This window comes from Microcystis sp. MC19, assembly GCF_003019735.1.
Taxonomy (GTDB): domain Bacteria; phylum Cyanobacteriota; class Cyanobacteriia; order Cyanobacteriales; family Microcystaceae; genus Microcystis.
The window spans coordinates 4633868-4655476 of record NZ_CP020664.1; the positions used below are offsets into that span (position 1 = coordinate 4633868).

The window sequence follows — 21609 nt, forward strand, 5'->3', positions numbered from 1 at the left end:
TTGCCTCTAATTGTTACTAATCAGTTTAAGAGGTTGGAAGGGTTCTTTTTCGGACTCGATCTCCTCTAAGAAATATTGCAATCAATCGCTTTTGATATACGCTTTAAAAATAGATGATAATTGAAATCGGTTTTGCTCCCTTTGAATTAAATAACGTTGTTGCAAGGATTGTAAACCATTGATTAAATCACTAGCAGATAAATCTAGGTTATTTTTTAACTCCTCTCTAGATAAAGGTTGATCAACTTTACTTAATTCTAAGGCGATTTGTTGGGCAAGGGGAGAACAGCGACCAAAAATTTGTTTTAAATGAGACTGCATTTTTTTTGTAATAACTAAGCTATTTTCTGCCAAGAAATCGTTAACCTTGCCATCAAAAACATCTTTAATCAAAACGGCAATATCAGTTAAATAAAAAGGATTACCTTCGTATAATTGAATTAATTCTAACCATCTTTCCCCATCTTGTAAACCTTTATTCTTAAGAAAATCAATCGCTTCAAATCCTGATAATTCTAAGCATTGAATAGGAGAATTTTCTTGATTAAGATAGTTCATTTCCGCAGATTTTTCTTGACTAATGAGAATAAAATGGCTCTGGTGTTGGATTTCTGCAATCAGTTTTAAAAAATGTTGATAACTGCTATATTCAGGTTGATAATTACCCGCCATTTGACCAACAGCAAAAAGATTTTGAAAATCATCTAAGACGATTAAACATTTATGATTGCTTAGAACTTCTAACAATTGCTGTATTTTGTTATCGGTGCTTTCCTTCGGTTCTTTTTGGCAAGTATTCAATAAATCATTTAGCCATAAATCTAAAGACTTAGGAAATTTTAAACTTTTCCAAATCACCACTTCAAATTGTTCTAAATTGAGATCAATAAATCGTTTAACTAGGGTGGTTTTTCCTATTCCCCCTAATCCCAAAACGGCAATTAAGCGAGTATTTTGCTTAAACACCCAGTTCGAGACTGTTGCGAGTTCGTTTTCTCGATCATAAAAGTCAATAATTTGGGGAGCAAGGGTTAGATCATGATATTTTGATTCAGATTGAGAGTTTATATATCTATTTTTATCATTGCCATTGGGTAAAGTGAAGGTTTGTGTATGGCAAAAATGGTTATTGTTACTATTTACAACATTCAAAGAATTTGGAGATGATTTAATCTTCATTCTTTCTATAGTAGAACGAAAATTAGATTTTCTTATTTCTTCCCCAAAAGCATCCGATAAAAGCTTCCATAATTTAGCGCCTTCCTCTCTAATATGAGTCTCACTGCGGTGATATTCGTTACCTATTTCTTGATAACTCTGTCCTTGCCAACTCCCTTCAAAAATAGCCTTCTGGATAGTATTTAGCGGCTTTTTATCTCGCTCGATAAGGCGTTCGTCAATCAGTTGTAAAACTTCCGTGATATTCATACAATCGACACAGCAAAAGACTTTTGGGTATTATAGCCCAACTAAATCCCACTTTTTCCAATTTTCAGAAAAATTTACCCGACAAAACTCCCGATAAAATCCGATGTTTAGGGGGTGTCACTTTTTGGAAGCGTTTGGCATAATGAAATGTACTTAAGCAAAACAGACCTAAAACTAACCATATCTAACTCAGCGACGCTAGTTCTAAGTATTATTGCTTATGTCTCAGTTTAACGTAGGTATTCTATGGCAAAGTTTCGTTTTAGTTGCAAGTAACAAGGATGAACGATGGATAAGTTTCAATCTGCTTTTGAAATTCTTTACATACTATCCTGTGCTGATGGTGAAGTCTCTCAATCTGAAGTGCAGATCATTGTTAGCTTTTTGAATAGTAATTATGATGGTATTTCTTTCACACCATCAGAACTGATTGATTCCATTGATAACCTTACATCAGATGGGATAGTTGAAGAATTAGGAACGGCTGTAACCAGCTTTAAAAACTCCAGTTCGGCAATGGAACGCACTACATTGATGAAATTTGCAATCCAACTTGTTGCCTCTGATGGTCACATGAGCGAAGGCGAAAAGTGGATGCTTCATGCCATCGCTAATACTTTGAATTTTGATCTAAATACATTCATCGCTAAGAACTACTAAACAATTAACAGAGGATTGACATGACTAAGTTCGTTTTAGACAAATATGCGCTCGATTCTAAAAAATCAGAAGCTAAGGCAAAAATCGTCGGTTCATTGGGTTCAAATGCCTCAATTTCAGGGGATCAGATAGAAGTACCCAGTTATGACGCGAGTAAAGTGGTTCAGATTTTAAGTCAAGTTGGTATCAAGTATTCGGGGGGTTAATTTAGGCGACTGTTACCCTAACGCCTTATGTTTTTGGCTCTTCGGTTTGTGTTATGTAATAGACGGGAGTCATAAGGGATGAAACTCTTACAGAGAAAGACATTTTGCGATTTTTGTTAATCGTTTTTGATCTAGAACGAACTAATCAATTAAGTCTTTTGCCAGATAAAGATTTAGCCGATTTATGCCACCCGATCAAACCATACCAAGTAACGAAGAACCTGTTTTTTGTACTAAATTTTTATCAATACTATGTCATTCCAGCAATCAAACATATCTTCCGCCCAAGAAAAAGAAATCAGGGAACGCATTGATGCCGAGCGGAATAAACCTCTGGTTGTAGTCGTAATGGGACAAACTGGAGTCGGTAAGTCTTCCCTTATCAACGCCTTGTTTGGAACAAAGCTCAAGACCAATGACGTACAGCCAGAAACAAAGTCCCCAGAGAAGCATATTGAAAAAGGTTCTGATCACTCTGAGTTATGGTTCTGGGATATGCCTGGAATTGGGGAATCTTCTTCTGCTGATAGTGGATACTTGAATGACTATCGCCAAAAAATTCTGGAGGCAGATGTTGCTTTATGGCTTTGTCATGCAGACAGTCGCTCAGTAACGTTTGATGTTGAAGCGATACATAAAATTCTTGAGGGTTTAACAGATGGCGAGAAATCTCTGATTCTTAGTAAACTCACTTTTGTTCTTAGTAAGGCTGATTTGATCACACCAGAGCCTTGGATTTTATATCGATCAGGCAATGAAGTTGTATTTGATACAACTGAAAAAACTGAAAAATTACTGAATGCAAAAGCTGCATATTTCAAAGAAGCATTGCTAACACCGCATAGTAAAAATTTCGTTTCCAAAACATTTCATGATGGAACATTTCAGCTACGATTGTCACATTTAACTTATGACAAGAATTTTACCTATTATTCGGGAATAATGACTGTATCACATCTTAGAAAGTTACAAGAAGAGTATCCAAATTATTCTGATGTATTTAAGAGACTCTATCACAACTCAGAAGTAATCTACTGCTCTTCTCGCTTCAAATATAATCTTGCAAAACTAATGCAAGTGATCGTTGATAAGATTGGAGGCGGGGTTAGTATTCGGTTTCGGAAATTTATATCCGAAAATTCGATGAATCGGGTTTCTTGGGACAAGGCACGAACCTTTTCAAACTTAGTCGTCTTTGATTCAATTAAAGATGAAATAACTTTTGACTTATCAAAAGTCAAATAGTTACAAAAGTCACACTTACAAGACAATAGGAGTAAATTCAGTGGATAAGGAAGAAATTAAGCGTCGAATTAATCGTCGAATTGACAATGATGATCAGTATGCAGCTAATATATCAGCAGCATTGGATGCTGGAGATGAAGCGTGGTTATTGATATTAATTAGAGAAGTAATTGGCGTAATTATTGAGATAGGAAGTTCTATTTTTAATTGGATTAAGCGTCAGTTTAGTTAATTGCGATCGCTTTTCTGATCGGGTGCATTATACTTTGTTAATGCACCTTATTTGTTGTCTATAATTTAAAAGATTGAGATAAGGGCAGTTTGTTGGGTTGATTTTGCGTTAAAATTAAGTTAGATATGTCTTAATTGATGAAACTTAGCAAGACAATGAATACTTCGATTACTTTTCAAAAAATTGCCGCCGAAATACAATTATTTGATAATATTGAACAAAAAGAACAATTTATTTTTGTGGTGGGTGCTTTAGTTTCTCGCATCATCAGTCTTCATAAAGCCGCAGAAATCATGGAAATGGATACAGAAATGTTATTGAAAATTTTAGAATTAATGAGAATCGATTTTTCTTATCTTACTACAGAAGACATAGATAGAGAAAAAAAATGGTAATCTCTATGAAAATTGTTTTCAATTCTTCCCCTTTAATCTTTTTGTCTCAGTTAGGATTTTTAGAAAAATCCCTAGATTCTAATGATAATTTTTATTTGCCTGCAACCGTACAACAAGAAATTAATGCCAAACAAGATCAATCTTCAGAGACTCTTAATAAGCTGATCAATCAACAGAAATTAATTATCCTAAATATTAAATTAATCTCTCTAGCAAATAGTTTAAATGAACGTTTAGGGAAAGGTGAATCTGATGCCATTACTTTAGGAATAGAATTACAAGATGACTTTGCAGCAAGAAAAGAAGCACTACACTTAGGCTTAAATGTTAAAGGAACTTTAGCGATTATTCGTAAACTTCTCAAAGAAGGAAAGATAGAAATTGAAAATTTGGAGAGTTTTTACCAAAGACTTAGAGAAATTAACTTTAGAGTCAAGCGTGAGATATTTGAGAGCATTTTTGGAGACTGAGTGTGATACTGAAGGCACTGCGTAGCAGCACGCTTATTTTGTCGGGTGCATTAACAGAGTATAATGCGCCTTATTTCTTGTTATTGATGGATTCCCACCATAACTTTAAATCACTTTCATTAATCTTTTTTTGAAGATATTCAATCTGATCTGAATAGCTGAGATTTTTCATGTCTTCAGCAATTTTTTCTTGACTGGTTTGTTTAAAAGCTAAACAGTCAAAACTTTTTTTAATTGTCGTTGGCTTCATCAATTGTTACCTCTAAAGGAGAAATAATAGTCAAAATCCCGTAGCCATTGAGTAAATTAATTTGATTATAGCCTTTCATTTTATCTAGGCGCACAATATGTTTAAAATTCCATGATATGATTGCAGCCGCTCTAGCTATTGTAGCAGCCGCTACATCAGTAGCATCATTAATAGACTTTGATGTAACAACTCCTTCATTGATATAAGCATCCCTTAACTGTAAAACTTCAGGTGTTATCTTAACTATTTCAATAACTCTCTGCGGAATCGATAATAAAATATCTTTAACCGCTTGGGAGGCATTAATTAATTCGCTAACAATGATATCACTCATTAACAAAATAAACTTTTCTTGCTTAATGGCTTCCATCAATTGATTGGACTCTAAGGAAAATTCATCATCTAAACAGAATCCAATGACTGATGTATCGATATAAACTCTAAGTTTTTTCATAACGATTTTAGCTCGTCAATTTAATATTTTCTCAATTAAAGATGGTTTGTTGCCTTGTAGTTGTTTAGCAAAAGTTTCTCCTGCTTCAAGTTGTCGTCTAATTTCTTCTCGATTGTCATGGTAATAGACCAAGGCTGCATAAACATCTGCTAGGGTGATAGTAGGATGATGATAAATAATTTCATCTGGTGACATTCCCATTCTTTCATGCCAAATTACAATATCTTGAACTTTAATTCGATGTCCAGCAATACGAGGTTTTCCGCCACAGATACCAGGAGTGATTTCAATATGTTGTGAGATAACTAAAGATGACATAATTACTTGGCAATAATATTAATAAATTGTTATTATCATACCATTTTTTCCCCAGTAAGGCCACATCAGTGCGATCGCCACTCTTTTAGAGTGGATTAAGGTAGTGTAATGCAGCTTATTGATAATAGAATTTTTGAAACCTAAAAGTCGAGGGCTTTGGTTTTAAGATTTATCAAGCTTAAAGTACAATTAACATTAAGCTATAATAATCATTAGTCAACAACAATTATTACTATGTCTTTTGCAGCTAAATATCGAGATCGGATTGTGATTAACCCAGACATTCGCAGTGGCAAACCTTGCATTGTCAATACTCGTATTGCAGTAGCAGATATTTTTGATTATCTAGGAGGAGGGATGACTATTGAAGAAATATTAGATGATTTCCCCGATCTTACCTTAGAAGATATACAAGCCTGTTTTGCATTTGCCGCCGAGCGGGATCGTCGTTTAATGGTTATTCCCTATGAAACTGCTATTTGACGAAAACTTATCACCTAAACTACCTCTGTTACTGGTATCACATTTTCCCGATAGCGCTCATGTTAGAGATTGTAGCCTAAAAGGGTTTCCCGATCAAAGGATTTGGGAATATGCGCGTATCAATGGATTTATAATTGTCTCGAAAGATGCTGATTTTTATCAACGGAGTTTGTTGTATGGGCAACCTCCAAAGTTCATCTGGTTGAGGATTGCAAATTGTACCACTTATCATCTAATCAGTCTTATTTTAAAACATAAACAAGCTATTAAGAGATTTAGCGATAATTCTACCGAGTCTGTTTTAGTAATTACATAATCATATATTATCCTAAGCGATCGCTTTTCTGATCGGGTGCATTAACAAAGTATAATGCGCCTTATTTATTGTCTATTGATAAAATGATCCAAAGACGTTAATTTAAAAGATTGAGGTCAGGGGAGTTTGTTGGGTTGGTTTTGTGTTAAAATTAAGCTGGAGTAAATTCTAATCCCCGATTAAAATTTCAACGGAACAATCACCATGAACTTTTATACCGTTATTCTGAGAAAAAGTGCAGATTATTGGGTTTCATTATGTCTTGAAAATGGATTAGTTGGACAAGGAGAAACTCAGGAAAAAGCTATTGAGAAACTAAAAGAAGCGATTGAATCTTTTTGGGAGATTTATCATGATCAAGCCAATATATATACCAGTCCTATTCCTATAGACGAACTTCATGAATTTTTAACTGTGGGAGATTCTGAAACTCCCGAAACTTACGAACTCAGAAAAGTTTATGCCTAAAAATATTCCTTCTCTTAAACCCAAAGCACTAATCAAAATTCTTGAAAAAGGAGGCTGTCAATTTTATCGAGAAGGAAAAGGTGATCATCGTTTATAGTGTAGAGTATTGTATAATCAACGTCGAATCGTTCCTATCGATATAGGTGCAAAAGAAATGTCCCCTGCTTATGTTTTACGAATTTTTAGACAATTTGGTTTTACAGATGAAGAAATAGAACATTTATTAAAATAGATGATTGAATGCGTTTTTTCAAACGAAGAAATTATCTATTCTAGTACGCTTTATCTTAATTTTATTTCCAAAAGCTAAAATAAAGCCAAAGCTACTTTTTTAAGGTACATTAACACAAGAGTAAAACCCTCGATTGCTTGTTATAAATTGATTTAATGATTAATTTTCACCCAGTCATCGTCGATAAATTAGCCTCCCTTAAAAACAGGTAAAGTGACTATCACCATTTTGCGTAATTTTTCGCTCTGTTAATGAACTTTTGATTATGAAATGATCCAAAGACGTTAATTTAAAAGATTGAGGTCAGGGGAGTTTGTTGGGTTGGTTTTGTGTTAAAATTGGGTTAGGGCTAGTCTGAATCATTTATCCTGTATCATTTAACGGTGGAGAAAACTATGCTAAAAACCTTTAAAGCAATTTTGAAAAATAATACCCTTCAATGGCTTGATGAAACCCCTGAAATTAACTCCGAATATCCTGTCAATGTTTATATTACCTTACTAGAAGAAAATATCATTGGTGAAAATCGATCTAACAGTCAAAAAATGGCCAATGCTTTGAAAAAAATTGCTAATAATAATACTTTTACTGATGTTGATACCCAACAGTGGCAACAACAAAATCGGAGCGATCGCTCTCTTCCTGATCGGGATTAAATCATGTTATTAGATAGTAATATTATTATCTATGCCGCTCAATTGGAAAATGAGTTTCTCCGGGAGTTTATTGCAGAAAATTCTCCTTATGTATCTGCTTTATCCTATCTGGAAGTTTTAGGCTACCATCGGTTAAATCATCAGCGTTATAGGAAATCGGAGCGAAACCGGCGTATTTATCCATGTCATCCTTGAAAAGCTCAGATGCTGTTCGGAGTTCTAACCATGTTCCGTCTTTTTCATCGATGAGATTATAAAATTTCTCTAGGGCCTCGGTTAACTTGTCCAGATGCTTGCGATAGTTTTGTAAAAGAGCGATCAATCCCTGATACTCTCGATCGATACTCTGGCAATAACCGACAACCAAATCGATAAAACGCTTCGATTCGCTCCGATAGAGCCAGACAATCGAGAGAATATTCTGTAACTGTTCTGGGCTAAAATCGTTGATCGTCAGGTTTACTTTCCGGTAAATATTGCGGGCATCGATCATTAATATCTTATCTTGAAGCTCGGCGGGGTTCCCTCGATCGAGAAACCACAACTCGCAGGGTACGGAGCGGGTATAGAAAAAGTTAGAGCGGATCGCGATCATTATGTCCACCGTTCCCGTCTCGATTAACTTCTGTCTTACCTTGCCTTCGTCTCTCCCGGCGCTGGAAGCTTGGGAAGACATGACAAAACCGGCTTTTCCTCGATCATTGAGATAGCTGTAGAAGTAACTGATCCATAGATAGTTACCGTTGGAAACTTTGTTACTTTTATTGACCCCCGGCAATCCGAAGGGTAAGCGCTCATCACCATCTACCTTACTATCCACCTCGTCCACGTTGAAGGGAGGATTGGCCATCACATAATCCACTTTCCCGGCCAATGCCAGCGGATCCTCGTAGTAGGTGATCGCTTTTTGGATATCCCCTTCTAAACCGTGAACCGCGAGATTCATCTTGGCTAAACGAATCGTGGTCGGATTCTTCTCTAAACCTTTAAAAGTTAACATCTGGGGATTGATGCGCTGTCTCTCAACGAAATGTGCGCTCTGGACAAACACTCCCCCCGAACCACAGGCAGGATCGAAAACCAATCCGTGATCGGGTTCTAAAACATTGGCGATCAAAGATACTAGAGAAACGGGAGTAAAAAACTCTCCGTTATCGTGAGCTTTGAGATTAGCGAATTGAGTTAGGAAATACTCGTAAATTCGCCCGAAAATATCCCCATCGGCTTTTTTTAACTCTTATGGGTTTAAAATCCGTAGTAAATTCCCTAATACCACGTTATCTAGTTCTTGGTATTCCGTTTTCGGTAAAATACCCCCTCAAGGTGGATAATCCCCGTCGATCGATAGCATTGCTTCCATTAAGGAGGTTGATCGATTGACGCTATCGGGGAGCGCCACCAGAAAATCGAACTGAGCTTTTTCTTGGAGATAGATCGCTCCTTTGCACAAGAAATCTTCTTTGGTTAAGGAGCGTGTTTTACCCCCTCGCTTCGGTAAATCCGCCTCTACCTCCCTCTTAACCTTGAGAAAACGACTGTAGGCATGACGGAGGAAAATCAAGCCCATAACGGGCAGAAAATACTCGTTACTGGCATAGTTAGAATTAGCGCGCAGGGTGTCGGCCGCTTTCCAGAGCTTTTTTTCGATCGCTTCGATGTTGTCCAGTTGGGCCATGAAATTTTACTCAAGAATTAGGTAGATGGTCGAGCCTGAAGGGAAAATTAAGGGGTTTGGTATAGTATCTATTTTCTCAAGTAATGGCAGCGATGGTTAATGGCCCTCACCCCTAACCCCTCTCCCAGAACAAACGGCAGGGTTCTTTCGATAGACTAGAGTTATGGCCCCAGAGTAAGGAGCTAGTGGCGAGAAAAGCTTAATAATTGAGATAAACCGATCGAGCGAGAATATCGTCTAGAATTAATTAGCTCAAAAAATCCTGACTGAATCTACCTTTAAGCGAACTTTTCTAAAAATGATGGCTGAATTACTGAGTCTAGTTCCTGCCAAGTCCCTCGAAACCGATGTAGTGGTAGGGGAACCGTCGGCAGTGTGTCCCCTTCCTCCAGTCACGGTTAGTAATGATACCCTACTTATTTCCCTGATCGATCGCCTGCGACGTACTTTGGAAAATCATCGCGGCGAAAATCAAATTGTGGTGATGCAGGATTTCCCGGATCCCGATGCTCTTTCTAGTGCCTGGGCCTATCAAATTATCGCCGAACAGTACAATATTCACTGCGATATAGTCTATGCGGGGACTCTCTCCCATCAGGAAAATGTCGCTTTGGTAAAACTAACGGGTTTACCGGCTAAACGTTGGGGAGTCCATACCCTCAAGGATAGAGATCTTTCGGTTTATCAGGGTTGTGTTTTTGTCGATGGTCAGGGAACCAATAGTCAGTTAACCACTCTGGTTAAACAGGCAAAAATTCCCATTATTGTCGTGATTGATCATCATACTCGCCAAGGGGATCTAGAGGCGGAATTTGTCGATATTCGTCCCCAAATCCGGGCAACAGCGACGATGTTAACCCAATATATCCAAAAAGGGTTAATAAGTTTTAATAGTAGCGATACCGTCCATGTTAAGTGTGCCACAGCCTTGATGCACGGATTGCGATCGGATACAAATAATTTAATGCAAGCGCAAGAGTGTGAATTTATTGCTGCTGGTTATCTCAGTCGTTTCTACGATGCTCAATTATTAAACGCTGTCTTGCAATCGGCCAGATCCCGACGGGTGATGGATGTGATCGAACGGGCCCTAAAAAACCGTATTATTAAAAATAATTATTCGATCGCCGGGGTCGGTTATTTGCGTTATGATGACCGAGATGCGATTCCCCAGGCTGCCGATTTTTTGGTGACAGAAGAAAATGTTCACACGGCTTTAGTTTATGGTATCGTTCACGATGAAGATGAGGATATCGAGTTAGTCATTGGTTCTATGCGTACCAGTAAAATTACCCTAGATCCCGATGAATTTCTCAAGGAAGCTTTCGGACAGGATAACCAAGGTCGCTTTTTTGGTGGTGGTCGTTATATGGCCGGAGGTTTTGAAATTCCTATCGGTTTCCTCGGTGGTTTTAATAATAATGCCGAATACGCAAAACTGAAGTGGGAACTATATGACACCCAAATTAAACAGAAACTTTCCCATCTAGTTAACCCTGATGAAAAGGTAATTCGCACCTAGGTATTAAATCTCAGCTATTTATTATCATCACCAAGACCGACCCGACACTGATATGAAACTTTATTTTGTGCGTCATGGATTAGCAGGACAATCGGGGGATTATCTCAACGATAGGGAACGTCCTTTAACCGAGGAAGGTAGGTCCAAAACTGCTAAAGTTGCCCAAAGATTAGGACAGTTGGGGGTGAAATTTGACCTAATTTTGACTTCTCCCCTGGTGCGTGCGGTGCAAACCGCCGAAATTTTGCAAAAAGCGGGTTTAAGCCGTAAAATTGAGCAATTTAATCCCCTATCTCCCAACGGCAATATTCAAGATTGGCTGCAGTGGTGGCAAAAGTCGGACTATCAGCGAGAGGAAAACGCAATCGCACTGGTGGGCCACGAACCGGATTTAGGTTATTGGACGGAAATGCTAGTTTGGGGCAAGTTTCAAGGAAAATTATCGGTCAAAAAGGCGGGAATAATTGGTCTAGAGGTTCCCAATCAACAAAATCCCCTAGGCAAGTGTCAGTTATTCTGGTTGACAGCCCCGAAATTACTGCTCTAGGAATTAACCTAGGTGTATCTATCCTTTTTGGGGACTAAGTACAGCCTTTCTCATTAAACATGAAGTATAACCTAATTTGGTATTGATGACCGGCTCCCCAAAAGGGAAACTTCCTATCTCACCATTAAGATAAATGCTGTCAATAAACCATGCAGAGAGAAAATATCTGCTATAGTGGCACTCCTGAAAGGATTTAACTAGGAGTAGGCCGATTTATGTTGCTAAGGTTATATTTTGAGCAACTTTTATCAATTTAGCCAGCAAATTAAGTTATTTTGTGATTAGTTAGGTTAGGGACATTACTACAGCCTTGTCATCGGAGTCAGTCCCGATGAAAAAATTTTCACCCCCACAGATGAAAGAGGTTTCCTTCCCTACACCCCACACCCTACACCCTACACCCTCTTTCCAGTCAGCCACGGGAATTTGGCCGCTATTATTGATGGTAAAGGCGGAGATACCGTCGCCATCGAGGTTAGGATTACCTGCCGTCATATTGTAGGTTCAGGGGTTGTTATCGGCATCGGTGGCGGTAAATAAGTGTTATAAATAATTATAGGCTACTCAAAATAAATCCCAAATGACGACAACAGAAATTAAATTCACTCTAACTTTACCTAAAGTTCCAGAAATTCATCATCTGGAAGCTGAGAAAAAAGCTAAAGAAGCCTATGTTATGACTTTACTTCGTCATGGTGATATTAGTGCGGGACGTGCCGCAGAATTATTAGAGATCGATCATCATAAACTTTCTGATTTAATGGATCACTATAATATTTGTTCATTCCCTATGCAAACCCAAGAAGAATTACAACAAGAAGTGGCTGAGACTCTCCAAATTTTAGAGAGATATAAAAAGTAACGTGATTATTGTTTCTGATACTACCCCTTTAAGTGAATTAGCAAAAGTTGGAAAACTTAATTTACTTCATGACATTTACGGGAAAATTATTATTCCTCAAACAGGAACTCATCCAGCAGTTAATTTAGTTCAATTAGCAGACTGGATAGAGAGACGAACAATTAGCAGTTCAGAAAAAGTCTCTACTTTGAAAACGATGACTAATTTAGGTTGGGGTGAATGCGCTACTATGATTTTAGCTGAAGAATTAGAAGCCGATCAATTATTGATTGATGATTTAGAAGCTAGGCGAGTTGCTTTATCTCGAAATTTTAAAATTACTGGTACATTAGGTATCTTATTAGTCGCCAAACAACTAGGATTAATTACTAGCGTTCAGGAAGTTTTAGATGCGTTAATTACTCAGGGTAAACATATTAATCCAAGACTATATCAAGAGGTTTTATCTACCGCACAAGAATCATTTTAATTATTCAATAATTTTTGATAAAGGGAGGTCAACATCATCACTCACGTCCCCTAAAAACATTAATTAATTGTCGTTAATGTTGTCTTGATTATGCTTTTTAGACAACAACGCCTCTAATCCTAATGTTACTATTCCTAGAATTGTGAGGGGTTCAGGCACAGACTGGATAGATTTAGTGGCTACTTGTAAATTATCAATTGAAAAAATTCCATTACCGCCAACGGGAGATATCTCGAGACGAGATGCAGGAGTAGATGTGACAACACCTAAAAACTTAAAAACGTTTGGGTTAAGGCTACTAATTGTAGAGGCGAATAATCCTAAGTCCCGTTTATTTTTTTTCATTCATCAGCAGAGCTTATTAAATAAACCATGCAGAGAGAAAATATCTGGTATAATGGCACTCCTGCAAGGATTTAACTAGGAATAAGCCGATTTATGTTGCTAAGGATATATTTTGAGCAACTTTTGTCAAGTTAGCCAGATAATCAAGTTATTTTGTGATCAGTTAGGGTAGGGAGATTACTACAGCCTTGTCATCGGAGTCAGTCATGGGAATTTGGCAGCTATTGTTTTCCTAATGGCGGTTTATACTAGAAGTCAAATCCCTTCCTTTGTTTATTTGTTAAAAAAATGACACGAGATACTTTACATATAAGCACTCAGGTTTTACCCAGTAATAAGATTGAAATTGCCACCCCTGAATTAAATGTGGGTGAGGTGGTTGAAGTTTTGATACTTGCCAAAACTCCTCAAAATAATCAAGATAAAAATGAATCTGATCCCTTAATAGGTTTATTTAAAAGTTCCCCTAATTTAGCAACTCAATCTGAAGAAAGTGTCCAAGGTTATCCAGTTTATCTAGAGCAGACGGAGGGAGATTTAGCTAAGAATGGAAAAAATATTGAGCAACTTAATAATAATTCCAATATCGGTCAAACACAGTTGGGTTTTGGAGAATTTATTCAAAAATTTCGCCAAGAACATAATCTAGAACAAAATGGTATTGAATCAGAAGAACTTTTGGAGGGAGTGTGCGATTTATCATCGGGAAGCGAGGTAATTTGGTGAATTGACGTTTTTTACTCGATAGTAATATCTTATCAGAGCCTTTACGACCTCAACCGAATACAAAGGTTATGGAAAAACTACTTGAACAATCGGAGTCTCCCCAAAAGGAAAACTTCCTATCTCATCATTAAGATAACTGCTGTATTCAGTTTTCTTACCCGGTGTCCGTCAACTGGGAGGAATGCCGATAGCCGGTTAAAACCAGTAAGACAGGGCGGAGAGAGTAACTAAAGACCATTTTTTTGGTAAGATCAAAGCTAAACTAACCATCACGCCCTCTTGAGGAAAGATTTATTTATGAGCGATATAGGGTTTATTTTGACGATAATCAACAATTTCCTGCAAATTTACTCGGTAATCCTAATTGTTAGGGTTTTACTGACTTGGTTCCAAAATGCCGGTTGGGCCTATCAGATTATGTCTTTTCTCAGTCCGATTACCGATCCCTATTTAAACCTCTTTCGCTCGATTATCCCACCCCTAGGCGGGATGGACTTGTCCCCGATTCTCGCTTTCCTGCTGCTCAACGTCGTTCAGAGTGTCGTAGCCACAGGGGCCAGCAGTCTGGTCAGTAGCAGTTTCTAAATCCGCGGATCCACACTACTGGTAAAACCGGAAGCTTTGAATTTTTCCAGTCGCAAGGGGGTTGGTTGATTGGTAGAAACAGAAATTCTGATCTCGAAATCACTAATCCCCGGCGGCACTTCGGGAATTGCTCCGACTCGGCTACGATTTTGTAAAGCCGGTTCCCCGTTAGCATCGTAAATCCGACCAAAAACATCGGCATCATAGACGGTTTTTCCAGAATTATTTTTAGCCTTGCCGGTGATTAAAAAACAATTAGCCGGAAAACTGGTTCCCCCACTGGTGACACTCCCCTCGGCTAATTCGGGGGGACAGTCCTTGTAAGATACATCTAATAGTTGAATTGGGGTCAAAGCTTGAGCAGTAGGGATGATAAGCCAGCTAGACAGCCAGAAAAGAAGAGAAAGGAGCAAAACGGTGAGCGAGCGTGGTGTCATAGATGAGTAATTTTACGGTATGATTTCCCCAATACTTAGATTATCGTGGATCGTCACCCTTTGAAATCAGCTTTTTTAGGACTCTCATGGATCGAGATGAGATTGAAACCACTCTCAAAGCGGCTTTTCTCCAGTGTGAGGCTTTATCCTGTCCTCTCAATCAACAACAAAAAGAAATTTTGTTAGAGGTGTTTTTTGAGCGAAATTCCCTCGCTGATGGCAATCCCCTCGACGCATTAACATCTATGCAAAGGGAGATTTTGCTGGAATTTATCCTCAAACAAGAACGGGAAAATTTAGCTTGGAAAAGTTCCCTCCTCAATGATTGGCTTAATGATCGCCCTTCCGGTGCGGTACAATTTATCCGCGATCGGTATGGCTTGGCTTGGTTGAATAGCATAAAACCGATTCATTGGCAAGAATATTTACAAAAATTAAGGTTAACCAGAGAAAAATTACAGGTGGGAGATACGATCGAGGTGTCTAATGGATTATGGGAATGGATTCCCGCAGACGCTGCCGATAGTTGCGACTGGTTTCCCTGTGAGGTAATAGAAGTAAATGAAAGTGAGGATGACTCCCCCCCTGTTAGTTGCCGTATTCGCTTTCAAAACGGTGAAGAATGGGAAATACAAGGAATATATCAGTGGAATCGCCCTAATTGGCGTTTTCTGACCTGAAGGAAGATCACTGCTCGGTTATCGGCTAAAATTTAAGATATGTAAAGAAGGGAGATAAATTTTATGGCCGCTAATGTTGAGATCTATACTTGGAGTTCCTGTCCTTTCTGTATCCGCGCTAAAGCATTACTCAAGAAAAAAGGAGTGGAGTTTACTGAATATTGTATCGATGGTGATGAAGGAGCGCGAGCCAAAATGTCCGATCGAGCCAATGGTCGTACAAGTGTACCACAAATTTTTATAAACGATCAACACATCGGGGGCTGCGATGACATCTATGCTTTAGATAGAAGTGGTGGTTTAGCTCCCCTGTTGCAGAATTAAGGATAAAAACTATTAATGAAACTAGCCTTTATTATCGATCCGATCGAGCATCTCGATCCGGGCCATGATACCAGTGTAGCTATCATGGAAGCGTCCCAATTATTAGGTCATGAAGTCTGGATGACTTCCATCACTGATCTCAGTGCGATTGCGGGAAAAGCTTGGGCAAAACTAACTAAAATTGAACTGGTTCCCGTGGAATTAAAAGATAATCATTGGGAGGCTGTATCTCAATGGTATCAAAGACAAGAGACAGTTTTTACCTGCCTAGAAAACTTCGATTTTGTCTGGATGCGAAAAGACCCACCCGTGACAATTGCCTATCTTTATGCCACCTATTTATTAGACCTGATCGACCCCCAAAAAACCCAAGTAATTAACTCAACTAGGGGTTTACGCCATGCCAATGAAAAGTTATATACTATTCACTTTGCTCAGGTAATGCCCGCCACAATTGTTTCCCAAGATAAAGCGACAATTAGGGAATTTGTCAACCAAAAAGGGGCAGCAGTTATGAAACCTTTGGGGGGCAAAGCAGGGGAGGGAATTTTATTTCTTAGTCCCGAAGATCGCAATCTCAATTCAATGATTGAAATTAGCACAAAATGGGGACAAGAACCGGTAATGATTCAAGATTATTTACCAGCTGCCAAAGAAGGAGATAAACGCATTATTGTCCTCAATGGTGAACCCATCGGGGCAGTTAATCGCATTCCCACCGGTTCAGAATTTCGCGGTAATATGGCCGTGGGTGGACGGGTGGCAAAAACAGAAATCAGCGATCGAGAATTAGAAATCTGTGCCACTTTAGCCCCAAAATTACGAAAAGATGGCCTATATTTTGTCGGATTAGATGTGATTGGTGGCTATCTGACGGAAGTTAATGTCACCAGTCCCACTGGCATTCGCGAGATCGATCGATTAAACAATCTTAGTTTAGGTCAACAGGTGATTAAATGGCTAGAAAATTTTTCGGGAAATGGGGAGTATTTTCAGTGAACAGCAAACAGTAAACAGTAATCAGCGAAAAGACAGTAGGAAACTTCTATTTAATACTGCACACTTAAAACTCAAATCTGATAACTGATAACTGATAACTTACCCACTGATAACTGATAACTGATAACTGTAAAAAAATGAATGCTTTATCAATACCGACGTGGATAGTTCATGTATCGAGTGTCGTAGAATGGATAGCGGCGATCTGGTTAGTCTGGACCTATGGCGACATCAGTAGCGATCGATCGTGGCGAATGTTATCTTGGGGAATGTTACCCGCTTTAATTGGGGCCATGTGTGCCTGTACATGGCATTTTTTTGATAATATCAGTGCCTTATCCTGGTTAGTCACCCTACAGGCAGCCATGACTGTCTTAGGAAATTTTACCCTCTGTGCTGCCGGTTGGTGGCTGTGGCGTTCCAGTAAAATCAGCGTTAACAATGAATAAAGAGAGTTTATTTGCCATTTCCCTGTTTCCCTATCTGGGGTTTCTTTGGTTTGTCACTCGTTCGGGAAAAATGCCCCGTTTAGCCTTAATTGGCTTTTATGTGCTGTTAATCTTCGTTTTTATCACTATTCCTGCTGGTATCTACGCCAAAATCCACTATGGTCAAGAATTAGCCAACGTCGATTGGTTACACGGCAGCGCCGAATTTTTCCTCACCCTCTCCAATATTCTCGTCGTCTTAGGTTTTCGTCAGGCAATTTTAGCGAAAAAGGAAACAGAGAAAGGGGAACAGTGGACAGTGAACAGTAAACAGTAATCAGTGAACTGACAACTCACATCTGATAACTGATAACTGATAACTGATAACTGATAGTGGGGGGTATTTTCAGGGAACAGTGGACAGTGAACAGTAAACAGTAATCAGTGAACTGACAACTCACATCTGATAACTGATAACTGATAACTGATAGTGGGGGGTATTTTCAGGGAACAGTGGACAGTGAACAGTAAACAGTAATCAGTGAACTGACAACTCACATCTGATAACTGATAACTGATAACTGATAAGTAGGTAGGCACAATTATTTGTAGGATGGGTTAGCGGTAGCGTAACCCATGCGGACGTTGGGTTTCATGCTTCAACCCAACCTTGTATATTGAGAGAGGTGGTAGACCGTCCCAACCTTGGTCGGAAAAGACCGCTTCGTAGCAAGGGTCACCACCATAATCTCCCTGACAAAACTCGAACAGTCGCCGGGGTCGTGGCGAAAACAATCAATTGTTAAGCTAAGAGACCGTATCGGGCAAGGATGAGTAAAATCAAGGGGATGCTCTCCAAAAGAACCATTAATCCCGCCAATTTCTCAGGTTTAATCATGGAAAATATCTCTCAATGGGTAGGCATTGACATTAGTAAAGCGACCCTAGATGTTTACCTTCGTCCCCTCAGTAAAGCGATGAAAGTTGCTAACACAAAGGAGGACATATCTAAACTGGTCGAAACCCTAAAATCCTACACTGTCAACCTCATCGTTCTGGAAGCAACAGGAGGTTTAGAAACTGAACTGGTGATTCAATTACAAGAAGCGGATTTACCTGTAGCCTTAATCAATCCCCGTCAAGGAAGAGACTTTGCTAAAGCCACTGGTAAATTAGCCAAAACCGATGCCATTGACGCTCAAATTTTAGCTCATTTTGGCGAAGCAATGCAACCGCAAATATTAGCGGTTGAGTCGGAAGAATCTCGTCAATTGGGCGACTTAATTAGTCGTCGCCGGCAACTTGTCGAGATGCGGACTGCCGAAAAAAACCGACGGGAACGCGCTCGCGGTAAAGCTTTGGTCGATATCGAAGCCCATCTTGAGTATCTCGATAACTGCCTCGAAAAACTCAATCAAGAAATTGAGGAATTGACCCAAGCTAACCAACAATGGCTCGAGAAAGTCAATTTACTCAAAACCGTGCCGGGGATTGGTCAAGTAATTTCTACTACTCTCGTCTCCGACTTACCAGAACTCGGTCAATTAACCGCCAAACAAATCTCTCGCTTAGTCGGTGTCGCACCGATTAATCATGATAGTGGTCAACATAAAGGTAAGCGAATGATTCAGGGAGGTCGCGCTCAGATTCGGGCGACTCTTTACATGGGAGCGGTGGTAGCTATGCGTCATAATCCGGTGATTAAAACCTTTTACGAACGCCTAGTCGGACGCGGTAAATCAAAAAAACTGGCTCTGACTGCTTGTGTGCGGAAAATCTTAGTTATTCTTAATGCAATGGTTCGCCAAAATCAGCCTTGGCAGCTTGCTGACAATTTACCACCTTGTTCCTAGAGATTCACACTTTTTGTTATCTCTGATCAAGGGTTGCGCTTGCTTTGGTTTAACCTGAGCGACTTAGTTTTTGCTGCGCTTTTTTCTGGCTTGAGATTTTAGGTTCGACAGCAACTCCTTGATTGTTTTTTGAGTTACCCCTTGACAATCAAGACAGTCGCTACGTTCATTTTATATTTAATTCCACCCACCTACTTAACTGATGACTGATAACTGATAACTGATCACTGATCACTGAATTGTGATACAATCGCCCCAAAAGGCCCCTGCGTCAGTCAACTATGCCCCCGATTACACCGTCCATCAGTGTCAATGAACCAAACCCGCAGGCTGCTATCCAGACTTTATCGGTAGTGGTTCCCATTTATAACGAAGTGGACAGTATCCCCCATCTCGTCGAGAGTATCGCCACGATTTTGCGTTCTTATCAAATTAACTACGAGATTATCTGTGTTGACGACGGTTCTAAGGATGGTTCCACCGAGGTTTTAACTAATTTAGCCCAAAATCGCCATGATCTCAAGGCGGTAATATTGCGACGCAACTACGGACAAACCCCCGCCATGGCTGCCGGATTTAATTATGCCACGGGACAGATAATCGTTACCCTCGACGGCGATTTACAGAACGATCCCAATGATATACCCCTATTATTGGCCAAATTAGAGGAAGGTTATGACCTCGTGAGTGGCTGGCGCAAAAATCGCCAAGATGACCGGGTAAAACGGCTTTTACCCTCAAAAATAGCTAATTGGCTAATAGCAAAGGTAACAGGGGTCAAATTACACGACTACGGTTGTTCTTTGAAAGCCTATCGAGCCGAATTAGTGGCCGATATGAATCTCTACGGGGAATTACATCGCTTTTTACCCGCGTTAGCTTTTATTGAAGGGGCAAAAATAACCGAAATTCCCGTTAATCACCACGCTAGACGGTTCGGACAGAGTAAATATGGTTTAGGTCGCACAATTCGCGTGATTATGGACTTATTTACTGTCTTTTTTATGAAAAAGTTCCTCACCCGTCCGATGCACATTTTTGGACTCTACGGACTGTTATCCATGGTGGTGGGGATTATTTTAGGCACTTATCTGACTATTCTCAAACTCGGTTTCGGACAAGACATCGGCGATCGACCTTTGTTAATCCTAGCTGTGTTATTCTTTTTAACTGGGGTACAATTACTCTGTTTTGGTCTTTTGGCAGAAATTTTGATGCGAACTTACCATGAATCCCAAAAACGTCCTATCTACCGCGTTCGTACTGTTGTCGGGGATAGGGGATTTTTCAGTGAGCAGTAAACAGTAAACAGTGAGCAGTAATCAGTGAAAAGACAGTAGGAAGCTGCTATTTAATACTGCCCACTTAATACATACTGCACACTTAAAACTCAAATCTGATAACTGATAACTGATAACTGATAACTGATAACTGATAACTGAAAAAAATATGACTATTTGGGAACTTGATTTTTATTCGCGGCCGGTGCTGGATGAAAATAATAAAAAAAGATGGGAATTATTAATCTGTGAAACTCCAGCAACAATCGATCGCTCCTCCGATACACTATTTAAATATGCCAGTTATTGTCCTAATACGATGGTTAATTCCCAATGGTTAGGAGAGGCAATTACTGCAGCTATCAAGGAAGCGGGGGTAACTCCCAAAAAAATTCGCTTTTTCCGTCGTCAGATGAATAACATGATTAGCAAAGCTTGCGAAGATATCGGTATTCCCGCTTCCCCTAGTCGTCGCACTCATGCTCTCACTAGATGGATAGAAGAAAGAATGGTTAATTTCTACCCCCAAGAAGTTGGTTATGATCAAAATTTAACTAAAACCGCTTCCGTTAATTATCCCCCTTTAAATGCTGTTCCCCTTCCCGATGCTGTCCGGGGAGATAAGGCAGATAAATGGGCCTTTGTCACGCTAGAATTGTCTTCTTTTAATGATTTAAAAGATTGGGATATTAGCTTCGGAGAAAATTTGCTTATACTGGGAATGGGATTAGATGAGAATCTAAAAATACCCGGTTTAGTTATTTTTTCCCCCCGCGCTTTACCCCTAGCTGGTTGGATGTCAGGGTTAGAAATGGCCTATTTAAAGTTAGAAACTGGTTCTCGTCCTCTGCTACGTTTAGAAACGGGTGCTAGTGATAGCTGGATTCTCGTCAACGTCACTAATGCCGAGACTTTAAACGAAGCTAAAAACTTTGAAGAAGCTAAACAAAAAGCCAATAATCTGCATTTTTTAGCCGTTCAATCTAACCCTGAATCGGAATCCTTCGCTGGTTTTTGGCTACTACAAGAAGGCTCTCAAGAGTAAAGTTTAGTCAGGGTGGTTT

At 39.2% G+C, this 21609-nt stretch carries 34 protein-coding genes and 1 pseudogene; 26 read left to right on the forward strand and 9 right to left on the reverse strand.

The window, feature by feature from the left end; all coding sequences use genetic code 11:
- Window positions 1-81: 81 nt before the first annotated feature.
- Window positions 82-1428 carry an NB-ARC domain-containing protein gene (locus B5D77_RS23555; RefSeq protein ID WP_106909760.1) on the reverse strand — a complete coding sequence of 449 codons (1347 nt, stop codon included), beginning with the start codon at window positions 1426-1428 and terminating at the stop codon, window positions 82-84.
- A 288-nt stretch (window positions 1429-1716) separates the two neighbouring features.
- On the opposite strand from B5D77_RS23555, the gene B5D77_RS23560 reads away from it, so the two are divergent.
- The 7 genes from B5D77_RS23560 (at window position 1717) to B5D77_RS23590 (ending at window position 4636) form a co-directional block, all read left to right on the forward strand.
- Complete coding sequence (locus B5D77_RS23560) at window positions 1717-2088, forward strand: TerB family tellurite resistance protein (protein WP_106909761.1); 372 nt, start codon at window positions 1717-1719, stop codon at window positions 2086-2088.
- A 20-nt stretch (window positions 2089-2108) separates the two neighbouring features.
- A complete protein-coding gene (locus tag B5D77_RS23565; RefSeq protein ID WP_002754073.1) occupies window positions 2109-2294 on the forward strand; it encodes a hypothetical protein in 186 nt (61 codons plus the stop codon).
- A gap of 71 nt (window positions 2295-2365) precedes the next feature.
- Window positions 2366-2608, forward strand: a complete 243-nt coding sequence (locus B5D77_RS27545) for a hypothetical protein (protein WP_254053094.1) — start codon at window positions 2366-2368, stop codon at window positions 2606-2608.
- Complete coding sequence (locus B5D77_RS23575; protein ID WP_012266353.1) at window positions 2547-3539, forward strand: GTPase family protein; 993 nt, start codon at window positions 2547-2549, stop codon at window positions 3537-3539. Before B5D77_RS27545 ends, B5D77_RS23575 begins: the two co-directional genes overlap by 62 nt.
- A 40-nt stretch (window positions 3540-3579) precedes the next feature.
- Window positions 3580-3771 carry a hypothetical protein gene (locus B5D77_RS23580; protein ID WP_106909763.1) on the forward strand — a complete coding sequence of 64 codons (192 nt, stop codon included), beginning with the start codon at window positions 3580-3582 and terminating at the stop codon, window positions 3769-3771.
- Window positions 3772-3926: 155 nt separating this feature from the next.
- Entirely contained in the window at window positions 3927-4166 is a 240-nt protein-coding gene (locus B5D77_RS23585) for a hypothetical protein (protein WP_106909764.1), read from the forward strand.
- 5 nt (window positions 4167-4171) lie between these two features.
- Complete coding sequence (locus B5D77_RS23590; protein WP_253860577.1) at window positions 4172-4636, forward strand: DUF3368 domain-containing protein; 465 nt, start codon at window positions 4172-4174, stop codon at window positions 4634-4636.
- A 70-nt stretch (window positions 4637-4706) separates the two neighbouring features.
- Here B5D77_RS23590 and B5D77_RS23595 read toward each other — a convergent pair whose 3' ends face one another.
- The 3 genes from B5D77_RS23595 to B5D77_RS23605 are packed head-to-tail and all read right to left on the reverse strand — an operon-like array spanning window position 4707 to window position 5658.
- Window positions 4707-4886, reverse strand: coding sequence for a hypothetical protein (locus B5D77_RS23595; RefSeq protein ID WP_008199473.1), 180 nt, complete (start codon window positions 4884-4886; stop codon window positions 4707-4709).
- The gene (locus B5D77_RS23600) at window positions 4867-5340 is read right to left on the reverse strand and encodes a hypothetical protein (RefSeq protein WP_106909766.1); all 474 of its coding nucleotides are present in this window, start codon (window positions 5338-5340) and stop codon (window positions 4867-4869) included. The genes B5D77_RS23595 and B5D77_RS23600 overlap by 20 nt, the downstream gene beginning before the upstream one ends.
- A gap of 15 nt (window positions 5341-5355) precedes the next feature.
- The gene (locus tag B5D77_RS23605) at window positions 5356-5658 is read right to left on the reverse strand and encodes a DUF433 domain-containing protein (RefSeq protein ID WP_106909767.1); all 303 of its coding nucleotides are present in this window, start codon (window positions 5656-5658) and stop codon (window positions 5356-5358) included.
- A 234-nt stretch (window positions 5659-5892) separates the two neighbouring features.
- On the opposite strand from B5D77_RS23605, the gene B5D77_RS23610 reads away from it, so the two are divergent.
- The 5 genes and pseudogenes from B5D77_RS23610 (at window position 5893) to B5D77_RS23630 (ending at window position 7813) form a co-directional block, all read left to right on the forward strand.
- Window positions 5893-6141 carry a DUF433 domain-containing protein gene (locus B5D77_RS23610; protein WP_002735373.1) on the forward strand — a complete coding sequence of 83 codons (249 nt, stop codon included), beginning with the start codon at window positions 5893-5895 and terminating at the stop codon, window positions 6139-6141.
- On the forward strand, window positions 6125-6457 hold the full coding sequence (locus B5D77_RS23615; protein ID WP_106909768.1) for a DUF5615 family PIN-like protein: 333 nt from the start codon (window positions 6125-6127) through the stop codon (window positions 6455-6457). The genes B5D77_RS23610 and B5D77_RS23615 overlap by 17 nt, the downstream gene beginning before the upstream one ends.
- A 204-nt stretch (window positions 6458-6661) precedes the next feature.
- A complete protein-coding gene (locus tag B5D77_RS23620) occupies window positions 6662-6925 on the forward strand; it encodes a type II toxin-antitoxin system HicB family antitoxin (protein ID WP_002737641.1) in 264 nt (87 codons plus the stop codon).
- A pseudogene (locus tag B5D77_RS28240) lies at window positions 6918-7157 on the forward strand (type II toxin-antitoxin system HicA family toxin). Before B5D77_RS23620 ends, B5D77_RS28240 begins: the two are co-directional and overlap by 8 nt.
- A 395-nt stretch (window positions 7158-7552) precedes the next feature.
- Window positions 7553-7813 (forward strand): hypothetical protein, encoded by a 261-nt coding sequence (locus B5D77_RS23630; protein WP_106909769.1) that lies wholly within the window; start codon window positions 7553-7555, stop codon window positions 7811-7813.
- Between the two features lie 67 nt (window positions 7814-7880).
- On the opposite strand, the gene B5D77_RS23640 is transcribed toward B5D77_RS23630, so the two are convergent.
- Both B5D77_RS23640 and B5D77_RS27550 read right to left on the reverse strand, forming a co-directional pair.
- Window positions 7881-9026 carry a class I SAM-dependent DNA methyltransferase gene (locus B5D77_RS23640; protein ID WP_256386944.1) on the reverse strand — a complete coding sequence of 382 codons (1146 nt, stop codon included), beginning with the start codon at window positions 9024-9026 and terminating at the stop codon, window positions 7881-7883.
- A 105-nt stretch (window positions 9027-9131) separates the two neighbouring features.
- Window positions 9132-9488 carry a type I restriction-modification system subunit M N-terminal domain-containing protein gene (locus tag B5D77_RS27550; protein ID WP_253257695.1) on the reverse strand — a complete coding sequence of 119 codons (357 nt, stop codon included), beginning with the start codon at window positions 9486-9488 and terminating at the stop codon, window positions 9132-9134.
- A gap of 298 nt (window positions 9489-9786) precedes the next feature.
- Here B5D77_RS27550 and B5D77_RS23645 point away from each other — a divergent pair, with 298 nt between their 5' ends.
- The 4 genes from B5D77_RS23645 to B5D77_RS23660 all read left to right on the forward strand — a co-directional run bounded on the left by B5D77_RS23645 (window position 9787) and on the right by B5D77_RS23660 (window position 12888).
- Entirely contained in the window at window positions 9787-11010 is a 1224-nt protein-coding gene (locus B5D77_RS23645) for a bifunctional oligoribonuclease/PAP phosphatase NrnA (protein ID WP_008199498.1), read from the forward strand.
- 52 nt (window positions 11011-11062) lie between these two features.
- A complete protein-coding gene (gene sixA / locus B5D77_RS23650; protein WP_008199500.1) occupies window positions 11063-11557 on the forward strand; it encodes a phosphohistidine phosphatase SixA in 495 nt (164 codons plus the stop codon).
- A 580-nt stretch (window positions 11558-12137) separates the two neighbouring features.
- Entirely contained in the window at window positions 12138-12419 is a 282-nt protein-coding gene (locus B5D77_RS23655; RefSeq protein ID WP_008199502.1) for a UPF0175 family protein, read from the forward strand.
- Between the two features lies 1 nt (window position 12420).
- Window positions 12421-12888: a DUF3368 domain-containing protein gene (locus B5D77_RS23660; protein ID WP_106909771.1), complete on the forward strand. Its 468-nt coding sequence runs from the start codon at window positions 12421-12423 to the stop codon at window positions 12886-12888.
- 63 nt (window positions 12889-12951) lie between these two features.
- On the opposite strand, the gene B5D77_RS23665 is transcribed toward B5D77_RS23660, so the two are convergent.
- A complete protein-coding gene (locus B5D77_RS23665; protein ID WP_039899741.1) occupies window positions 12952-13233 on the reverse strand; it encodes a PEP-CTERM sorting domain-containing protein in 282 nt (93 codons plus the stop codon).
- Window positions 13234-13521: 288 nt separating this feature from the next.
- Between B5D77_RS23665 and B5D77_RS23670 the strand changes: the two genes are divergently transcribed.
- Together B5D77_RS23670 and B5D77_RS23680 are read left to right on the forward strand one after the other, a co-directional pair.
- The gene (locus tag B5D77_RS23670) at window positions 13522-13959 is read left to right on the forward strand and encodes a hypothetical protein (protein WP_008199511.1); all 438 of its coding nucleotides are present in this window, start codon (window positions 13522-13524) and stop codon (window positions 13957-13959) included.
- Window positions 13960-14256: 297 nt separating this feature from the next.
- Complete coding sequence (locus tag B5D77_RS23680; protein ID WP_002763635.1) at window positions 14257-14544, forward strand: YggT family protein; 288 nt, start codon at window positions 14257-14259, stop codon at window positions 14542-14544.
- Here B5D77_RS23680 and B5D77_RS23685 read toward each other — a convergent pair.
- Entirely contained in the window at window positions 14541-14981 is a 441-nt protein-coding gene (locus B5D77_RS23685; protein ID WP_008199515.1) for a hypothetical protein, read from the reverse strand. The two genes, B5D77_RS23680 and B5D77_RS23685, sit on opposite strands and share 4 nt — an antisense overlap.
- A gap of 86 nt (window positions 14982-15067) precedes the next feature.
- On the opposite strand from B5D77_RS23685, the gene B5D77_RS23690 reads away from it, so the two are divergent.
- The 5 genes from B5D77_RS23690 to B5D77_RS23710 all read left to right on the forward strand — a co-directional run bounded on the left by B5D77_RS23690 (window position 15068) and on the right by B5D77_RS23710 (window position 17749).
- Complete coding sequence (locus B5D77_RS23690) at window positions 15068-15661, forward strand: hypothetical protein (RefSeq protein WP_008199518.1); 594 nt, start codon at window positions 15068-15070, stop codon at window positions 15659-15661.
- Between the two features lie 63 nt (window positions 15662-15724).
- Window positions 15725-15985 carry a glutaredoxin 3 gene (gene grxC, locus B5D77_RS23695; protein WP_002763636.1) on the forward strand — a complete coding sequence of 87 codons (261 nt, stop codon included), beginning with the start codon at window positions 15725-15727 and terminating at the stop codon, window positions 15983-15985.
- A 15-nt stretch (window positions 15986-16000) separates the two neighbouring features.
- Entirely contained in the window at window positions 16001-16984 is a 984-nt protein-coding gene (gshB, locus tag B5D77_RS23700; RefSeq protein ID WP_106909772.1) for a glutathione synthase, read from the forward strand.
- 137 nt (window positions 16985-17121) lie between these two features.
- Complete coding sequence (locus B5D77_RS23705; protein WP_002734463.1) at window positions 17122-17433, forward strand: DUF2499 domain-containing protein; 312 nt, start codon at window positions 17122-17124, stop codon at window positions 17431-17433.
- Window positions 17426-17749 carry a DUF3593 domain-containing protein gene (locus tag B5D77_RS23710; protein ID WP_008199525.1) on the forward strand — a complete coding sequence of 108 codons (324 nt, stop codon included), beginning with the start codon at window positions 17426-17428 and terminating at the stop codon, window positions 17747-17749. Before B5D77_RS23705 ends, B5D77_RS23710 begins: the two co-directional genes overlap by 8 nt.
- Before the next feature lie 104 nt (window positions 17750-17853).
- Here B5D77_RS23710 and B5D77_RS26085 read toward each other — a convergent pair whose 3' ends face one another.
- Window positions 17854-18012: a hypothetical protein gene (locus tag B5D77_RS26085; RefSeq protein ID WP_159036994.1), complete on the reverse strand. Its 159-nt coding sequence runs from the start codon at window positions 18010-18012 to the stop codon at window positions 17854-17856.
- A gap of 296 nt (window positions 18013-18308) precedes the next feature.
- Between B5D77_RS26085 and B5D77_RS26805 the strand changes: the two genes are divergently transcribed.
- From B5D77_RS26805 to B5D77_RS23720, 3 genes are all read left to right on the forward strand, one after another.
- A complete protein-coding gene (locus tag B5D77_RS26805) occupies window positions 18309-19265 on the forward strand; it encodes an IS110 family transposase (RefSeq protein ID WP_216362947.1) in 957 nt (318 codons plus the stop codon).
- A gap of 281 nt (window positions 19266-19546) precedes the next feature.
- Window positions 19547-20566 carry a glycosyltransferase gene (locus B5D77_RS23715; RefSeq protein WP_008199531.1) on the forward strand — a complete coding sequence of 340 codons (1020 nt, stop codon included), beginning with the start codon at window positions 19547-19549 and terminating at the stop codon, window positions 20564-20566.
- Window positions 20567-20714: 148 nt separating this feature from the next.
- Window positions 20715-21590: a Tab2/Atab2 family RNA-binding protein gene (locus B5D77_RS23720; RefSeq protein ID WP_106909773.1), complete on the forward strand. Its 876-nt coding sequence runs from the start codon at window positions 20715-20717 to the stop codon at window positions 21588-21590.
- The last annotated feature ends 19 nt before the right edge of the window (window positions 21591-21609 follow it).

Excerpts from the sequence above, each read along its gene's own strand:
- B5D77_RS23555 (WP_106909760.1), bottom strand. The coding sequence starts at position 1,428 with ATGAATATCACGGAAGTTTTACAACTGATTGACGAACGCCTTATCGAG.
- B5D77_RS23560 (WP_106909761.1), top strand. The coding sequence starts at position 1,717 with ATGGATAAGTTTCAATCTGCTTTTGAAATTCTTTACATACTATCCTGT.
- B5D77_RS23565 (WP_002754073.1), top strand. The coding sequence starts at position 2,109 with ATGACTAAGTTCGTTTTAGACAAATATGCGCTCGATTCTAAAAAATCA.
- B5D77_RS23575 (WP_012266353.1), top strand. The coding sequence starts at position 2,547 with ATGTCATTCCAGCAATCAAACATATCTTCCGCCCAAGAAAAAGAAATC.
- B5D77_RS23585 (WP_106909764.1), top strand. The coding sequence starts at position 3,927 with ATGAATACTTCGATTACTTTTCAAAAAATTGCCGCCGAAATACAATTA.
- B5D77_RS23590 (WP_253860577.1), top strand. The coding sequence starts at position 4,172 with ATGAAAATTGTTTTCAATTCTTCCCCTTTAATCTTTTTGTCTCAGTTA.
- B5D77_RS23595 (WP_008199473.1), bottom strand. The coding sequence starts at position 4,886 with ATGAAGCCAACGACAATTAAAAAAAGTTTTGACTGTTTAGCTTTTAAA.
- B5D77_RS23600 (WP_106909766.1), bottom strand. The coding sequence starts at position 5,340 with ATGAAAAAACTTAGAGTTTATATCGATACATCAGTCATTGGATTCTGT.
- B5D77_RS23605 (WP_106909767.1), bottom strand. The coding sequence starts at position 5,658 with ATGTCATCTTTAGTTATCTCACAACATATTGAAATCACTCCTGGTATC.
- B5D77_RS23610 (WP_002735373.1), top strand. The coding sequence starts at position 5,893 with ATGTCTTTTGCAGCTAAATATCGAGATCGGATTGTGATTAACCCAGAC.
- B5D77_RS23615 (WP_106909768.1), top strand. The coding sequence starts at position 6,125 with ATGAAACTGCTATTTGACGAAAACTTATCACCTAAACTACCTCTGTTA.
- B5D77_RS23620 (WP_002737641.1), top strand. The coding sequence starts at position 6,662 with ATGAACTTTTATACCGTTATTCTGAGAAAAAGTGCAGATTATTGGGTT.
- B5D77_RS23630 (WP_106909769.1), top strand. The coding sequence starts at position 7,553 with ATGCTAAAAACCTTTAAAGCAATTTTGAAAAATAATACCCTTCAATGG.
- B5D77_RS27550 (WP_253257695.1), bottom strand. The coding sequence starts at position 9,488 with ATGGCCCAACTGGACAACATCGAAGCGATCGAAAAAAAGCTCTGGAAA.
- B5D77_RS23645 (WP_008199498.1), top strand. The coding sequence starts at position 9,787 with ATGATGGCTGAATTACTGAGTCTAGTTCCTGCCAAGTCCCTCGAAACC.
- sixA (WP_008199500.1), top strand. The coding sequence starts at position 11,063 with ATGAAACTTTATTTTGTGCGTCATGGATTAGCAGGACAATCGGGGGAT.
- B5D77_RS23655 (WP_008199502.1), top strand. The coding sequence starts at position 12,138 with ATGACGACAACAGAAATTAAATTCACTCTAACTTTACCTAAAGTTCCA.
- B5D77_RS23665 (WP_039899741.1), bottom strand. The coding sequence starts at position 13,233 with ATGAAAAAAAATAAACGGGACTTAGGATTATTCGCCTCTACAATTAGT.
- B5D77_RS23670 (WP_008199511.1), top strand. The coding sequence starts at position 13,522 with ATGACACGAGATACTTTACATATAAGCACTCAGGTTTTACCCAGTAAT.
- B5D77_RS23680 (WP_002763635.1), top strand. The coding sequence starts at position 14,257 with ATGAGCGATATAGGGTTTATTTTGACGATAATCAACAATTTCCTGCAA.
- B5D77_RS23685 (WP_008199515.1), bottom strand. The coding sequence starts at position 14,981 with ATGACACCACGCTCGCTCACCGTTTTGCTCCTTTCTCTTCTTTTCTGG.
- B5D77_RS23690 (WP_008199518.1), top strand. The coding sequence starts at position 15,068 with ATGGATCGAGATGAGATTGAAACCACTCTCAAAGCGGCTTTTCTCCAG.
- grxC (WP_002763636.1), top strand. The coding sequence starts at position 15,725 with ATGGCCGCTAATGTTGAGATCTATACTTGGAGTTCCTGTCCTTTCTGT.
- gshB (WP_106909772.1), top strand. The coding sequence starts at position 16,001 with ATGAAACTAGCCTTTATTATCGATCCGATCGAGCATCTCGATCCGGGC.
- B5D77_RS23705 (WP_002734463.1), top strand. The coding sequence starts at position 17,122 with ATGAATGCTTTATCAATACCGACGTGGATAGTTCATGTATCGAGTGTC.
- B5D77_RS23710 (WP_008199525.1), top strand. The coding sequence starts at position 17,426 with ATGAATAAAGAGAGTTTATTTGCCATTTCCCTGTTTCCCTATCTGGGG.
- B5D77_RS26805 (WP_216362947.1), top strand. The coding sequence starts at position 18,309 with ATGGAAAATATCTCTCAATGGGTAGGCATTGACATTAGTAAAGCGACC.
- B5D77_RS23715 (WP_008199531.1), top strand. The coding sequence starts at position 19,547 with ATGCCCCCGATTACACCGTCCATCAGTGTCAATGAACCAAACCCGCAG.
- B5D77_RS23720 (WP_106909773.1), top strand. The coding sequence starts at position 20,715 with ATGACTATTTGGGAACTTGATTTTTATTCGCGGCCGGTGCTGGATGAA.